Source organism: Roseateles sp. (assembly GCF_039595295.1).
Lineage (GTDB): Bacteria > Pseudomonadota > Gammaproteobacteria > Burkholderiales > Burkholderiaceae_C > Roseateles.
On record NZ_JBCNLU010000013.1, the window covers coordinates 34,864 to 49,577 of the forward strand.

Here is a 14,714-nt window from a genome sequence, read left to right on the forward strand (position 1 = left end):
CGCCATGCCCAATCGGTCCGACCATCCGCACGGCATGAAGCTGGTGATCCTGGGCCGTGACGGCACCATCAACCGCTACCGCGACGACCACGTCAAGGCGCCCGAGGAACTCGAGCCGCTGCCCGGCGCGCTCGAGGCGATCGCCCGGCTGAATCACGCCGGCTGGCACACGGTGCTGGCCACGAATCAGCCCGGCATCGGCCGCGGCCTGCTGGACATGGCCTCGCTGAACGCGATCCACCTGCGCCTGAACCAGCTGCTGGCGGAGAAGGGCGGTCGCCTGGACGCCGCCTTCTTCTGCCCGCATGCCCCGGAAGAAAACTGCAACTGCCGCAAGCCGCTGCCCGGCCTGATCGAGCAGATCGGCGAGCGCTTCGGCGTGGACCTCCCGCAGGTGCACATGGTCGGCGCCAGCGTCCGCGACGTGCAGACCGCGCGCAACGCCGGCTGCGTCCCGCACCTGCTGCGCGGCGACCGCCTGGGCGAGGTGGACGAGGTGCAGCTGCAAGAGCAACTCGCGCTGGTGCCCGGCACCCGCGTGCATCAGGACCTGTCCGCGTTCGCCGACGCGCTCATCCTCCAGGACCGCCGTGCGCGCGCCGAGTCGCGCGGCGAATCCATCCAACCCGCCACCGGCCCCGGAGATCTGAGCTGATGCTCGTCCTGCGTTCCCTTCTTTTCGTCCTCTACCTGATCGTCACCGTCGTCCCCTGGGGCACGGCGGTCGTGGTGTGCTCGCTGTTCCTGAACAGCACCCGGCTGTACTGGATGTGCGCCGGCTGGCTGCGCGTCGCGATCTGGGGCGCGCGGCTGATCTGCGGCGTGCGCTGGCGCGTGCGCGGCATGGAACATCTGCCGACCGATCCCAAGCAGTCGGCCATTCTGCTGTCCAAGCACCAGTCGACCTGGGAGACCTTCGCCTACCCGATGCTGATGCCGCGTCCGCTGGCCTACGTCTTCAAGCGCGAGCTGATCTACATCCCGTTCTTCGGCTGGTCCATGGCGCGGCTGGACATGATCCATATCGACCGCAGCAAGCGCAGCGAGGCCTGGAACAAGGTCGCCGCGCAGGGCAAGCGCATCGCCGCGCAGGGCAACTGGGTGATCATGTTCCCGGAAGGCACGCGCGTGGCGCGCGGCAAGGCCGGCGACTACAAGAGCGGCGGCACCCGGCTGGCCGTCGAGACCGGTCAGCCGGTGATCCCGATCGCGATGAACTCGGCCACCTGCTGGCCGCGCAAGAGCTTCCTGCTGCGCCCGGGCGTGATCGACGTGTCCATCGGCCCGATGATCCCCAGCACCGGCCGCAACCCGGCGGAGCTGATGAAGGAAGTCCAGCAATGGATCGAGACCGAGATGCGCGTGCTCGACCCGGCGGCCTATCCGGCGGGCGACCCCGGCAGCGCGGCATCGGCTCAGCCGCCCGCGCCGGCGAAGGCCTGATTACACTCGCAGCCCATGCTCCCTTCCAAGCTGCGGGGCCTGGCCGGACTGCTGAACTTCACCCAGCTGTCGCTCTTCGACAGCGAGCCCGAGCCCAAGCCGCCGCGTCCCGCGCCTGATCCCGTCGTCACGCCGCCGCGTCCGCGCGCGGACGGCGCCAGCACGCGCCAGGTCTTGCTGCAAGGCCAGTCCGTCCCCTACGACCTCAAGCGCGCGCGCCGCCGCAGCATCGGCTTCACCGTGAGCGAGGACGGCCTGCGCGTGTCGGCCCCGAAGTGGGTGCCGCTGGGCGACATCGACAAGGCGCTCCAGCAGAAGGGCGAGTGGATCCTGCGCAAGCTGGTCGAGCAGCGCGAGCGCGCCCGCCGCACGCAGGCCGCGCGGGTGCACTGGGGCGACGGTTGCTCGCTCCCCTATCTGGGCGAGCCGCTGATCGTGGTGCTGGATCCGGCGTTGACCGGAGCCCGGCTCGACGAAGGTCAGGCCGATGCTCAGCCCACGCTGGCCAGCGTCGCGCGCCGCATGCTCTACATCGGCCTGCCGCAGGACGCGGCGCCGGACCAGATCCGCGACACGGTGCAAGCCTGGCTGCAACGCCAGGCGCGCCAGCGCTTCGAGCAGCGCTGCCGCCATTTCGCCGAGCCGCTGGGCGTGACCATGACCGGGCTGCGGCTGTCCTCGGCGCAGACGCGCTGGGGCAGCGCCAGCGCCGACGGGATGATCCGGCTCAACTGGCGGCTGATCCACTTCTCGCCCGCGCTGATCGATTACGTCGTCGCGCATGAGCTGGCCCACCTCAAGGAGATGAACCACAGCCCGCGCTTCTGGGCCGTGGTGCGTTCGGTGATGCCGGATTACGAGCTGGCCCGAGACCGCCTCAAGCAGGCCGTGCTGCCGCTGATGGACGAGGCCTGAACACCGAGCGATCGAGATGCCTGATCACGGACCCGTGATCGGTCAATGACTTATCTCGGTAAGGTGAAGAGTTCTCGTTTCCCCCTTTGGGGGGGCTTGTGACTCAAATGAGTGACGCGCACACTCGCCAGCGCTGTCATCACCGCATCTGAGGCAACCGCGCAAAAGGTTCTCTCCCGGTGGCGCCAGGATCCCCCAGCCCCGAGGCTGCGCCAGGTCGATCCGCGCTGGCAACCGTCAAACTGATGCATAAAGGCTCAGCGCCGCTGCCCCGATCGGGGCGGCGGCGACTGATTCCGCGCTCAGCGATTCAGACAGCAGCAGCGCCCCGGCGACCCGGGCGCGCCATCCCCCACCCGCTCAAGCAGAGAACCGGTAGACGCCGTCCGCGTCCAGCGTGCGCGTCAGCGTGCCCGCCAGCCAGAGCCGGTTCAAGTGGGCGACCGCCTCGCCCATGGCGAAGGTCGTCTGATGCAGGTCCAGCGGCCGGCGGAACATCATCGGCAGCAGCTCCGCCGCGTGGCAGGGCTTGGCGGTGCAGGCATCGACGACTTCGGCCAGGCGCTCGGCGTGGTGCTCCTGCAGTTGATCGATGCGCGAGCGCAGACCTCGGAAGGGCTTGCCGTGGGCCGGCAGCACCAGCGTGTCCTCGGGCAGCGGCAGCAGGCGGGCCAGCGAGTCCAGGTACAGCGTCAGCGGATCGGCCTCGGGCTCCACGTCCACGACCGAGACATTCGTCGAGATGCGCGGCAGCACCATGTCGCCGGAGATCAGGATGCCCAGCGTGTCGCTGAACAGGCTGATGTGCTCGGGCGCGTGGCCGTAGCCGACGATGCAGCGCCAGGCGTGGCCGCCGATCTCGACGCTCATGCCGTCGAGCAGACGACGGAATGCGGCCGGCACGGCGGGCACCATGCTCGGGTAATAGCTGGCGCGGCCGCGGATCTTGGCCAGCGCTTCCGGATCGCTCAGGCCGTGGCTGCCGAAGAAGGCCGCCGCCGCCTCGCCGCCCATGCCCACCGTCGAGGACGAGGCCAGCTTGGCGAGCTGATAGTCGGTCGCGCTGATCCAGAGCCGGCACTGCCAGCGCTCGGTCAGCCAGTGGGCCAGGCCCATGTGGTCGGGGTGGAAATGCGTCACCAGCACGCGCAGCACGGGCAGGCCGTCCAGGTGCTCGGCGAAGACGCGCTCCCAGTTCTGCTGGGTCGTGTCGCTGTGGATGCCGCAGTCGACGATGGACCAGCCTTCGCGGCCGTCGATGCGGTCGCGCAGCAGCCAGAGGTTGATGTGGTCCAGCGCGAAGGGCAGTCCCATGCGGACCCAGCGGACGCCGGGCGCCACGTCCAGCGTCGCGCCGGGGGCGGGCAGGGCGTCGCCCATGGGATAGGAGAGTTCCGATTCGCGGGGATTGGCCATGGCTGAGGACTCTTTAGACTTTAGACTTACGTTTACGTCAACGTCATTTGCCAGTGTAGCCATGAGCACCGAACCGCGTCCGAGCCTAGGTGACACCCCGTCGGATGCCGATCCTGGCGGTCCGCTGTTCACCATCACCGAGCTGGCGGCCGAGTTCGACATCACGCCGCGCGCCATTCGCTTCTACGAGGACATGGGCCTGCTGACGCCGGCTCGCGCCGGGCGCAATCGCGTCTACACGCAGCGCGATCGCACGCGGCTGAAGTTGACGCTGCGCGGCAAGCGGCTGGGACTGGCGCTGCAGGAGATCAAGCAGCTGGTCGACATGTATGACAGCCAGGCGGATACGGTCGCGCAGTTGCGCGCGTTCCTCGAGGTGTTGCAGCAGCATCGCCGGCAGTTGCATCAGCAGCTCAGCGACATCGAGGTGACGATGGCGGAGATCGCCCAGCATGAAGAGCGATGCCGCGCGCTGCTGGCTGAGGCGGGGCAGCCGGCGGATTGAGTCCTGGGCTGTTCGCGGCCCTACACTGCGCCGCCATGAACGGCCTGCATCTCACCGCCGACCTCTCCGGCTGTCCCTTGTTGACGCTGCTGGTCGATGAGCACGAACTCGCATCGCGCACCCGCGCCGCCGCCGAGGCCGCCGGGCTGAGCGTCGTCGGCGAGCAATGGCACCGCTTCCCCGATGCGCCGGACGGGCAGCCGGGCGGCGTCACCGGCATGCTGCTGCTGGCGGAGTCCCACGCGGCGTTGCACACTTGGCCGGAGATCGCGTCGGTGACGCTGGACGTGTACGTCTGCAATTACGGCGGGGACAACTCGGCCAAGGCGGAGGCCATGATGGCGGCGCTGATCGAGATGTTCTCGCCGGCGCAGGCGCGGCGGCAGCGCTTGGAGCGCGGGCTGCTGGGGGGAGATGCGGTCGCTTGAACGGCGCGGCGCTTGAACGGCGCGGTGCGTGAGTGGGGAGGGCGCTTGAAGCTCCCTCGCCCGCGAAGTGGGAGAGGGCGGGGGGAGAGGGCCGTCGCAGGCTGCGGAGCGTCAATCGCAGTCGGACCCGCTCCGACTCGCGCTCTGGACGCTCACCGGCCCTCTCCCCAACCCCTCTCCCGCAAGCGGGCGAGGGGCTCAGGAGGGCTTACTTCGCCGCGGGCGTCGCGCCGGCCGATCCTTCCTTGGCCACCGCGGTCGCCTCCGGCTTCACCACCGGCTTGAACATCCCCATCACGTCACGCTTGCCGCGCTCCAGATAGGGCACCGGCTGGTCCATCCACGTCGGACGCGGGCTGCCCAGCAGGTAATGGTCGAAGAACTCGGCCATGTGCACGGTGTAGTGCTTGGTGTTGTCCCGGTCCCGCAGGCCGTGCTTCTCACCGTTGTAATTGAACCAGTACGCTTCCTTGCCCAGGCGGCGCAGCGCGGTGAAGAACTCGATGCCCTGGTACCAGGGCACCGCGTCGTCATCGTCGTTGTGGATGGTCAGGTAGGGCGTGGTGACCTTGTCGACCCGGAAGATCGGCGAGTTCTCCACGTACAGGTCCGGACGCTCCCACGGCGTGCTGCCGATGCGGCTCTGACCGTGCTCGTACTGGAACGCGCGGCTGATGCCCGCGCCCCAGCGGATGCCGCCGTAGCCGCTGATCATGTTGGCCATCGACGCGCCCGCCTCGGCCGCGCGGAACATGTTGGTGTGCGTGATCAGGTAGTTGATCTGGTACGCGCCCCAGCTGTGACCCTGGATGCCCACCCGCTTCGGATCCACGTAACCCTTGGCGATCTGCTGGCGGATCGCCGGCAGCACCGTGTTCATCGCACTCTTGCCCGGATGACCCGTCGTGTAGACGATGTCCGGACGCAGCACGAGGTAGCCGTTGGACACGTAGCGCGAGACGTTGATGTTCTGGCTCGGCGCCGGCGGCACGTAGCGGTACCGGTTGTCCGTCATCTTCTCGTAGATGTAGACCATCATCGGGTACTGCTTTTTCGGGTCGAAGCCGGCCGGCTTGGCCAGCAGCGCCCGCAGCTTCTTGCCGTCCGCCGCGGTGTACTCGATCAGCTCCTGCGTGCCCCAGGCGTATTGCGCCTGCTGCGGATTGGCGTCGCTGATCTTGCTCGGCGACTGCAGGCCCAGCGTCGCGGTCCACAGGTCCGGGAACTCGCTGAAAGTCTGCTGCGTGAAGACGACGCGGTCGGCGTTCTTGGCCTTGATCAGGCCGCCGATCATCTTGTCATCCTGGATCAGCGTCTTGGGCAGGCCGCCCGTCGCGTCCACGCGGTAATAGCCGCTGGCGCGCGACACGTCCTGCGTGCCGGCCAGCGTCAGCGTGTCGGCCGGCAAGGGCTTGGCTTCCGCGTCCTCGGGATCGAGCGGCACCACGCGCAGCTCCAGACCCTGCTTGCGGCCCCAGCCTTGCGTCAGGTTCCGGGACTTGCCGGTGGCGGGCTGGATGGACCAGAGGTCGAACTTGTCGTAGATGACGACGCTGTCGTCATCGGCGGTCCAGCCGGCCGCGCCGTAGGGCGAGGGCAGGTCCGGCACGTCGCGATCGTCGTTGTCGAAGCGCGACTTGATCTTGCCGGTCAGGTTGATCGCCTCGCCGGTGTCGGTGCGCCAGGCCATCCAGCGCACCGCGTTGGCGTCGAAGCCCAGCACGTACTTGCCGGCCGGCGACAGCTTGGGCGCGTGACGTAGCTTGCGGCCCAGCGGCTTGGCCGCGCCGGTCTGCAGGTCCACCGCGTAGGCGTCGAAGTACATGCCTTCCCAGGACATCAGCTGGCGATAGGGCAGCTCGCTGAGGCCCAGCGCGACGCGGCTGTTCTCGTTGACCTGCACCGTGGGCAGGTCCTTGGTCGCGAGTTGCACGAAGCGCGCCTGATCCACGTCGGTGCCCAGGTGCACGACGGCGCGGTAGCTGCGCGCGCGTTCGCGCTCGGCCTTGACCTTCTGCGCCGATTGCAGCTCCGGATCCTTCCAGTGCCACAGATCAACCTTCACCGGATCGGGCGCATCCTTGGGCTCGGCGGCGGGCAGCTCGGCCGTGCCCAGGAACAGGCGCTGGCCGTCCTTGCTGAAACTCAGCGCTGCATGCTCGCTGGGCGTCCAGCCCGAGGGCATGCCGGCGGTGTCGCCGCTGACCAGCACCGAGGCGGACTCCGCACCCGCCTTCCACAGAAAGAGCTTGAACGGCGTCGGCTCCGGCTTGGCGTCGGGCTTGGTCTCTTCCGCCTTGGCGTCAGCGGACTTGGCCGACTTGTCGGACGCCTTGGCCTTGTCCTCGGCCGCCTTGCGCTTGGCGGCGGCGGTCACGGCCAGGTGGTCCCGATTGGTGACGAAGGCCAACTGGCGGCCTTCCTCGTCGAAGCGCAGCTGCTTGTAGTGGCCGGCGCCGCTCAGCACCGCGCGCGACTTGCCCGGCTCGGCCGGATCGACGACATACACGCCCTCGCGAGCGGTGTCGTCGGCGGCGGCCTTGGCGGGCGCCTTGGCATCGGCGGGCGCGTCGGCCTTGGCTTGCGCCTTCGCGTCGACCGGCGGCGTGGTGGCCGCGCCCGACGCGGCGGAAGCCGCAGGCACCGCAGCTGCCGTCGCCGGTGCGGTCTTGGGTTTCGGGGCTTCCTTGGCGGGCTCCTTCACCGACACGGTGTAGGCCAGCAGGTTGCCTTGGCGCGCCCAGGCGAAGTCGGACACGTCCTTGAACGCGTGACGCTCACGGGTCGCGGCGTCGATCAGGATCAGCTCGGTGCCGGGGGCCTTCTTGGCCGACGGTCCGCCCGCGCCGCCTTCCCCCGCGGCTTCCTGGTCGAGACCGTTGCCGGTCACCGCATCGAAGGCGGCCGAAGCGACGGCCTCGCCATCGATGCCATCGGCCGCATCATCGCGATCGGCCTTGGCGGGAGCGTCCTTCGCGCCGTCCTTCTTCAGCGGCGCGTCGAGCAGCAGGGCCAGGGTCTGGCCGCCGTCCTTGCCCCAGGCGAAGCGCTTGACGCGCTCGACGATCTCGACCTTGCCGGTGGCCAGGTCCATCAGCGCGGCGCCGGCCTTGGGCGCGTCCTCGCCCTTCTTCTTGTCCTTCTTGGCCTTGTCGAGCTCGACCCGCGTCGGCTGCACGGCGAAGGCGACGAAGCGGCCGTCGGCGCTGAAGGCGGGCGCGGTGCCGCGCGGGGCGCGGTACTCGCGGCCGTCGGCGACGTGGCGCACGACCAGCTCGCCATCGGACTCCTGGGCGACCAGCGCGTAGGCGACCCACTGGCCGTCACGGCTGAGCTGCGTGCCCTGGATGCTGCGCCAGGTGGCGTAGACGTCGTGGGTGATGGGCAGCTTGGCGGAGGCCGGCGCGACGACCGAGGCCGCGGCGGCCGCGACCGGGGTGGCGGACTGCGGCGGCGTGGCCGCGCTCAGCGGCGCCAGGGGCAGGAGGGCCAGCGACAGCGCCGGCAGGGACTTGAGCAGGGAAGGGTGCATGGGGCGGGGTTATAGCAAGCGCCCCCTCGCCCGGAACGAAGACATTCCCCAGGTTTCGGGCCCGCCACAACCCCGACGGACACCGCTTGTGCGGTGTTCGCCGCGCCGGGTTGAAGGGCGCTCGCGCGGTCGGCTCTGCGCCCGCCGGGGCTCAGCCGGCGGCGGCCGTCAGCGTCTTCACCAGCCAGGCCTGCAGGGCCTGGATCTCGTCCATGCTGACTTCGTGGGCCATCGGGTACTCGTGCCACTCGACCTCGTGGCCAAGCCGGCGAAGCTCGGCCAGCGAGGCCTGCGCGCGAGCCGGCACGACCACGCCGTCGTTCGTGCCGTGGGCCAGGAAGATGGGCGTGGCCGCGTTGGCCGCATGGCGCTCGGCCTCGGTGGTCTCCAGCAGCGGCAGGTAGCCGGACAGGCCGACCAGACCGGCCAGCCGGCGCGCGTGGCGCAGGCCGGTCATCAGCGTCATCGCGCAGCCTTGCGAGAAGCCCATCAGCACGACGCGCTCCGGCGGGATGCCGTGATCGCGTTCCTCGCGGGCAATGAGTTCTTCGATCAAGGCCTGCGAGGCGCGCACGCCGTCGGCATCCTCGCGGCGGGTCAGGTCGCCGTTGCGGATGTCGTACCAGGCCCGCATGCGCATGCCGCCGTTGAGGGTGACCGGGATCTCCGGCGCGGTGGGCAGCACGAAGCGCAGCCCGCCGAGCGCGAGCACCGGACGCAGGTCCAGCGCTTGGCACACGGGCACGAAATCGTTGCCGTCCGCGCCCAGGCCGTGCAGCACCAGGATGCTGAAGCGGGGCGTTTCGCGGGTTTGCAGTTCGATGGTGGCAAGGGATGTCATGGCGTGCATCCTAGTCTTCAGCGGCCTATCGCATGACTCCGCAGTTGGTCGCATCCGGCGCGCGCCGCGGCGACGCGCTGCGTAGTCTTCGCTCCATGGCATCACGAGATGCCCGACATCGAAAGGAGCTCCCCATGTCCGACAGCGAAGAACTCAACCGTCTGGCCGATCTGCATCAGCGCGGCATCCTCAGCGACGAGGAGTTCGCCAAGGCCAAGGCCCGCGTGCTGACCGGCGAGACCGCCGGCACCGCCGGTGCGGCCGGCGCCGGGACCTCCGGGGCCTGGACATCGACGGGCCCCACCGGCACGGCCTACGGCCCCGACAGCGCGTCGCACGGCTCGGCCCGCTACGCGACGCCGCAGGGCGGCGCGCCCGCCATCAACGCGATCAACGCGCTGCGTCGCAGCCGCGACGATCGCTGGATCGGCGGCGTGTGCGGCGGCATCGCGCGGCTCACCGGCATCACGTCCTGGTTCTGGCGCATCGTCTTCGTCGGCCTGACGTTGTGCGGCGGCGTCGGTCCGCTGCTCTACCTGCTGATGTGGATCTTCATCCCGCAGGAGGATTGAGCGAGCCCGAAATCCGACGAGCGCAACGAGCGCGATGAGCGCTACGAACGCGACGAGGGTATCGGCTCAGCGCCGACCCCGTAGCAGATAGGCGGAGGCGAGCCAGCGGCGCTCGACCTCCGCCTCTTTCATTCGGGCCTCAAGCTGGCGCCACGGGCAGTCCAGTCCGTCCATGCGCGTCACTGAATGCGCCGCCGCGCCCAGCACGAACAGATTGCTCAGCGGCAGCCAGGGTGGCGCCCAGGCCAGTCCCGCCGCGACGACGCGTCCGCCCGGCTTGAGCACCGCCAGCGCGCGCTCCAGCGCCGCGATGCTCTGCAGCACGTCGTGGGTGAAGAAGAACAGCGCCGCGTCCGCGCGCCGCTCGCCGAGCGCGGCCTCATAGGGCGCGTCCTGCGCCGCGGCGGCCAGGAAGTCGACGGGGGCGCCGAGGTGGTCGGCGCGGCTGCGCTCGCGGGCTTGCCGCATCATGGCTTCGCAGGGCTCGACGGCGATGACGCGGCCGTTCGGGCCGACAGCCTCGCACAGACCGGGCAGGCTGAGCCCCGTGCCGGCGCCGATGTCCAGCACCGTCTCGCCCGGCTGCAGGTCCAATGCCGCGATCGCCTCGCGGCGCAGCGGCGCCACCGGCATCAGCTCGTAGTCGTAGACCGCGGCGCGGCGGCCGTAGAGCGCGTTCAGCGCCTGCAACGCAGGCCGCTCGTCGTGCGTGTTCATGGACTCCCTTTGGCGCTCGCCGAGCCTGCCGACATGACGTCGGGATGCGGGGCGCTCTGTCGGCGCCTGGGTCGCTCCGTCGGCGATCCCGGAGCGCGGACCAGCTTCGCGTGATGCGGCGCCCGGGTCAAGCTGGAAAAGCGAGCATTCGACGCACAGTCACGGAACCGTCATGCGCGATGGAAAGAATCCGCGCCCATGCGCGCCACACATCCCAATGGCATGCGGCTTGCCCGCCGTGCCGCCCTGCTGAGCACGGCCCTCGCCGCGATCCTCGCCACCTCCCTGGTCCGGGCCGACCCCGCGACCGATTCCAGCGCATTGACCGCGACCACCTCGACGTCCGCCGCCCCGGCCGCGGCGGCCCTGGACCTCAAGTTCGCCCAGTTCTTCAAGACCCCGATCGGTCCGGCCGGCCTGGAGCTGTCCGACGCGCTGCGCGGCGCCGACGGCCGCCAGGTCCGCATGGTGGGCTACATGGTCGCGCAGGAGAACGCTAAACCCGGTCGCTTCTGGTTCACGCCGCGCCCCGTGCGCATGAGCGAGCACGCCGACGGCGAGGCCGACGACCTGCCCGCCGCCACCGTCACCGTGCTACTGGACCCGGCGCAGAAGGAACGCCTGATCGCCCATCGCGCGGGCCTGGTGGTGCTGACCGGCACGCTGTCGGTGGGCCGCCTCGAGGACGAGTCCGGGCGCGTGTCCTGGGTCCGCCTGCAACTGCCCGCCGGCGCGCTCGAATCGCAGGCCTCGGCCGCCCAGGCCGATGGCCACGGGCATTGAGGCCGGCGCCACACCTCGTTCCACGCATCCGGTCCGCGGCCGTCGCGCGCGGTCCTTCCGATTTCTCCGACTCCGGTCCACTTCGATGAAACACCTGCCTTCCCTGATCGCCGGCGCTTGCGCGCTGCTGGCGCTGACCGCGCAAGCGGCCCCGACCGTCACCCGCCTGACGCCGCCGAGCGAGCTGTTCTCCAGCGGCCAGCCCGAGCCCGTCATCGCACGCTTCCTGCCGGGGCAGCGCTTCGACCTGCAGGCGACGATCAAGCCGGACGCCGGTCAGCGCATCAACGCCGCGCGCTTCCTGATCGACGGCAAGCCGGTCGACGCGTCCGTCGCGCTGCGCGACTGCGCCGCCGGCTGCGTCAAGGGCGTGAGCGCCGAGACCGCGATCGCCACCGTGCGCGCGATGGGCATCGAGAAGCCCGGCCGCCACCAGTTCAGCGTCGAGGCCACGCAGGCCGACGGCCAGAAGGTCAGCGCCACCGGCAACTTCGACGTCATCCCCTTCGCCGCCGCGATGGGCCCCAAGATCAAGAACGTCATCATCCTGCTGGGCGACGGCATGGGCGCGGCGCAGCGCACCGCGGCGCGCATCGTCAAGGGCGGCTATGCGCAGGGCAAGGCCATCCAGCCGCTGGCCATGGACACCTTCCCGGCGACCGCGCTGGTGAAGACCTCGTCGCTGAACTCCATCGTCACCGACTCCTCGCCGGGCATGACCTCCTACGTCTCTGGCAACAAGAACAACAACAATGAAGAGGGCGTGTTCCCCGACGACACCGTCGACGCCTTCGACAACCCGCGCATCGAATACCTGTCCGAGTACCTGCACCGCACGCAAGGCAAGGCGCTGGGCATCGTGACCACGGCCGACGTGTTCGATGCCACGCCTGCGGGCAACGCGGTCCACACCAGCAACCGCGGCGCGGGCACCGGCATCGTCGACCAGTTCTTCGACGACCGCTCGCGCACCGGCCTGACCGTGCTGATGGGCGGCGGCCGCAAGTGGTTCCTGCCGGCAGGGACGCCGGGCTCGGAGCGCGCGGAGGCCAACGACTACGCCTTCTCCGCCACCGATCCGCACACGGCGGAGATCGTCAAGCGCTGGGGCGCCGCGCCGGGCGCCAAGGACAAGGACCGCGACCTGATCAAGGAGTTCCAGTCCGCCGGCTACCGCTACGCGCCGACCAAGTCCGAGCTGGACGCGGCCATCGCCGGCCAGGGCGCGGACAAGCTGCTGGGCCTGTTCGCGTTCTCCAACATGAACGTGGCGCTGGACAAGATCGACGGCCGCCGCGGCGTGAAGAAGGGACTGGGCGGCGGCAGCGTCGTCGACGATTACGGCTTCCCCGACCAGCCGATGCTGGACGAGATGGCCAAGGCCGCGATCGCGACGCTGAAGAAGCAGCCCAAGGGCTTCGTGCTGATGATCGAAGGCGCGTCCATCGACAAGCAGGCGCACAACATGGACAGCGAGCGCTGGATGCTGGACACCATCGAGTTCGACCGCGCGGTCCAGGTCGCGCAGGACTTCGCGCGCGAGAACGGCGACACGCTGGTCATCGTGACCGCGGACCACGAGTGCTCGGGCGCGGCGCTGATCGGCGGCTCGATGCTGACGGACAAGGCGCTGCAGGATGCAGCCACCAAGAAAGGCGCGGCCAATTTGCGCGACAAGGTCGTGGGCGTCTACGAGAAGGCCGGCTTCCCGCGCTACCGCATCGCGGCCGACGGCTATCCGGAAGCGACCGACATCGACTTCCGTCTGCTGGTCGGATACGGCGCGAACGCCGATCGCTACGAGGACTGGCGCACCAACAACACGCCGCTGCGCGACTCGCAGCAACCGCTGGCCAAGAGCGAGCCGCTGAAGTGGTATCCGGCGAACGCCGCCGAGCGTGATGACGCGCTGGGCGAGTACCTGGTCACCGGCCAGGTGCCCGGCGAGCAGGCGGTGCACACGGCCACCGACATTCCGCTGTCGGCCTTCGGTCCCGGCGCGCTGGCCTTCACTGGCGTGATCGACAACACCGACGTGTTCTTCAAGCTCGCGCAGGCGGCGGTGAAGGGCGTGACCGCGCCGGCGGATTCGAGCGGCGCGAAGAAGCCGGCGAAGGCCGTGAAGCCGTGAGCGTGGGCGCAGGCACGCATGCCTGGGAGGTCCAGGTCCGCGCGTGTCCAGGAGGGGTCTTGCGGCATGCCCCGTCGAGATCGAAGAAGGCCGCCTGACATGGCGGCTTTCTCTTGGGTTCTGGCCAATGATTCGCGAGACTGAACGTGCTCCCTTGATCCTTCAGGAGCATTCATGCGTTCTCTCTTCGCCCCCGTCTTGTTCGCGCTCGCGGTCGGCTGGTCCGGCGCGGCCATGGCGACATCAGAGCCTGTCAAACCTCCGGCAGGGGCGCTCACCGAGTGGAAAGAGTGGTGGGGAGGTTGGGTGCGGCTGGAAGCCGACGGCAACATGAGTTGCCTCAGTCCCGACGGGGTGCACTGCTACTGGCATAAGCAAGTCACCGATCCGAAAATCTACGGCACGTCGAAGCTGAACCCGCTGGTTTGCGGGGCACCCCACAAGGAGAAGTGGGGAATCAATGGCTACAACGACAACAACCGGGCATTTCACAAACGCCACTGGTGTCGATCCGCGTACGCGACGCGCTTCGCGAAGTGGGTCAACTACTCCTTTCTGGGGGTGAAGAAATGGTTGGCCGAGACGCCTGCCGGCGATGTCATGTGCCATTCATCGAACGGCGTCTTCTGCACCGAGGCTGCTTTGGGGGAGACGATTCCGCCGCAGGTGCCAGAGGTTCATCCACTCGTCTGCGGGGCGCACTACCGCCGGATATTCGGCAAAGAGAGCTACGACGAGCCGGGTCACTGGTGCCGAACCCCGAAGATTGACGAAGACTTCGGCCAACGCGTCGCCAAGGGCGACTCCTGGCAGGAAGCGATCGGCAATGGATGGCACAGCGCCATCGAGCCCGCGATTCTCGTTCGCGCGCATGTGCCCGAGGGGCGGACCTTGGCGTTGCGAACGATGGCAGAAATCAAGGACGGTGCAATCTACAGAGGAAACCTCTTCGCGGAAACCAATTTCGGTTTCGAGTTCGGGAGGCAGACCGGCTTCCACCTTGGGAGTTCCGAAATCGCGACACACATCCCAAGCTGGAGGACGCCGGCGGCAAGTCAGGGTCATTTGATGGCAGCCATGACGGTGACCCCGCGTGGAAATGCCTGTTTCTTCGTCGCCCCGGACAGCGGAGCGCGCGAGACCCCCTTCTTCGCCCAGAAGAACTTCATCGGCAGCACCGTGAACATCTTGGACGACCGTGGCCGTCCCATCCTCTTCACTCGGAGCCCCGGCTTCACATTCAGCCAGTGGGGGAAGTCGCCCTCCGAATGGCGTGCCGACAAAGGCGAGGACTTCGTGATCGAGAAGGTCGTGGCGCTCTACGACCGATCCGTGCCTGACGAGAAGAATCCCGGCAAGAAGCGCTTCATCACCTATGCCGCGCAGTGCGACGGGGCGGATGCCCTGAGCGCGGACTGGTGAGTCAGCAAC

The 14,714-nt window shown here is 69.0% G+C and carries 13 protein-coding genes; 9 read left to right on the plus strand and 4 right to left on the minus strand.

The window, feature by feature from the left end; genetic code table 11:
* Positions 1 to 4: 4 nt before the first annotated feature.
* From gmhB to ABDW59_RS11995, 3 genes are read left to right on the plus strand one after another with little or no spacing between them, the layout of a single operon-like run.
* Positions 5 to 655: a D-glycero-beta-D-manno-heptose 1,7-bisphosphate 7-phosphatase gene (gene gmhB / locus ABDW59_RS11985; protein ID WP_343630040.1), complete on the plus strand. Its 651-nt coding sequence runs from the start codon at positions 5 to 7 to the stop codon at positions 653 to 655.
* Positions 655 to 1,443 (plus strand): lysophospholipid acyltransferase family protein, encoded by a 789-nt coding sequence (locus tag ABDW59_RS11990; protein WP_343630041.1) that lies wholly within the window; start codon positions 655 to 657, stop codon positions 1,441 to 1,443. Before gmhB ends, ABDW59_RS11990 begins: the two co-directional genes overlap by 1 nt.
* Before the next feature lie 15 nt (positions 1,444 to 1,458).
* Entirely contained in the window at positions 1,459 to 2,358 is a 900-nt protein-coding gene (locus tag ABDW59_RS11995; RefSeq protein WP_343630042.1) for a SprT family zinc-dependent metalloprotease, read from the plus strand.
* 360 nt (positions 2,359 to 2,718) lie between these two features.
* Here ABDW59_RS11995 and ABDW59_RS12000 read toward each other — a convergent pair whose 3' ends face one another.
* The gene (locus ABDW59_RS12000) at positions 2,719 to 3,774 is read right to left on the minus strand and encodes an MBL fold metallo-hydrolase (protein ID WP_343630043.1); all 1,056 of its coding nucleotides are present in this window, start codon (positions 3,772 to 3,774) and stop codon (positions 2,719 to 2,721) included.
* Between the two features lie 61 nt (positions 3,775 to 3,835).
* Between ABDW59_RS12000 and ABDW59_RS12005 the strand changes: the two genes are divergently transcribed.
* Together ABDW59_RS12005 and ABDW59_RS12010 are read left to right on the plus strand one after the other, a co-directional pair.
* Entirely contained in the window at positions 3,836 to 4,279 is a 444-nt protein-coding gene (locus tag ABDW59_RS12005; protein WP_343630044.1) for a MerR family DNA-binding transcriptional regulator, read from the plus strand.
* A 35-nt stretch (positions 4,280 to 4,314) separates the two neighbouring features.
* Complete coding sequence (locus tag ABDW59_RS12010; protein ID WP_343630045.1) at positions 4,315 to 4,707, plus strand: S-adenosylmethionine decarboxylase; 393 nt, start codon at positions 4,315 to 4,317, stop codon at positions 4,705 to 4,707.
* A gap of 208 nt (positions 4,708 to 4,915) precedes the next feature.
* Here ABDW59_RS12010 and ABDW59_RS12015 read toward each other — a convergent pair whose 3' ends face one another.
* Positions 4,916 to 8,239, minus strand: coding sequence for a prolyl oligopeptidase family serine peptidase (locus tag ABDW59_RS12015; protein WP_343630046.1), 3,324 nt, complete (start codon positions 8,237 to 8,239; stop codon positions 4,916 to 4,918).
* Positions 8,240 to 8,390: 151 nt separating this feature from the next.
* Positions 8,391 to 9,089, minus strand: a complete 699-nt coding sequence (locus tag ABDW59_RS12020) for an alpha/beta hydrolase (RefSeq protein WP_343630047.1) — start codon at positions 9,087 to 9,089, stop codon at positions 8,391 to 8,393.
* A gap of 125 nt (positions 9,090 to 9,214) precedes the next feature.
* Here ABDW59_RS12020 and ABDW59_RS12025 point away from each other — a divergent pair, with 125 nt between their 5' ends.
* Positions 9,215 to 9,652, plus strand: a complete 438-nt coding sequence (locus ABDW59_RS12025; RefSeq protein WP_343630048.1) for a PspC domain-containing protein — start codon at positions 9,215 to 9,217, stop codon at positions 9,650 to 9,652.
* Between the two features lie 66 nt (positions 9,653 to 9,718).
* On the opposite strand, the gene ABDW59_RS12030 is transcribed toward ABDW59_RS12025, so the two are convergent.
* On the minus strand, positions 9,719 to 10,369 hold the full coding sequence (locus tag ABDW59_RS12030; RefSeq protein ID WP_343630049.1) for a methyltransferase domain-containing protein: 651 nt from the start codon (positions 10,367 to 10,369) through the stop codon (positions 9,719 to 9,721).
* A 198-nt stretch (positions 10,370 to 10,567) separates the two neighbouring features.
* On the opposite strand from ABDW59_RS12030, the gene ABDW59_RS12035 reads away from it, so the two are divergent.
* The 3 genes from ABDW59_RS12035 to ABDW59_RS12045 all read left to right on the plus strand — a co-directional run bounded on the left by ABDW59_RS12035 (position 10,568) and on the right by ABDW59_RS12045 (position 14,705).
* On the plus strand, positions 10,568 to 11,152 hold the full coding sequence (locus tag ABDW59_RS12035; RefSeq protein WP_343630051.1) for a hypothetical protein: 585 nt from the start codon (positions 10,568 to 10,570) through the stop codon (positions 11,150 to 11,152).
* Between the two features lie 85 nt (positions 11,153 to 11,237).
* Positions 11,238 to 13,283 (plus strand): alkaline phosphatase, encoded by a 2,046-nt coding sequence (locus ABDW59_RS12040; RefSeq protein WP_343630052.1) that lies wholly within the window; start codon positions 11,238 to 11,240, stop codon positions 13,281 to 13,283.
* A 174-nt stretch (positions 13,284 to 13,457) separates the two neighbouring features.
* Positions 13,458 to 14,705: a hypothetical protein gene (locus ABDW59_RS12045; protein WP_343630053.1), complete on the plus strand. Its 1,248-nt coding sequence runs from the start codon at positions 13,458 to 13,460 to the stop codon at positions 14,703 to 14,705.
* Positions 14,706 to 14,714 lie beyond the last annotated feature (9 nt).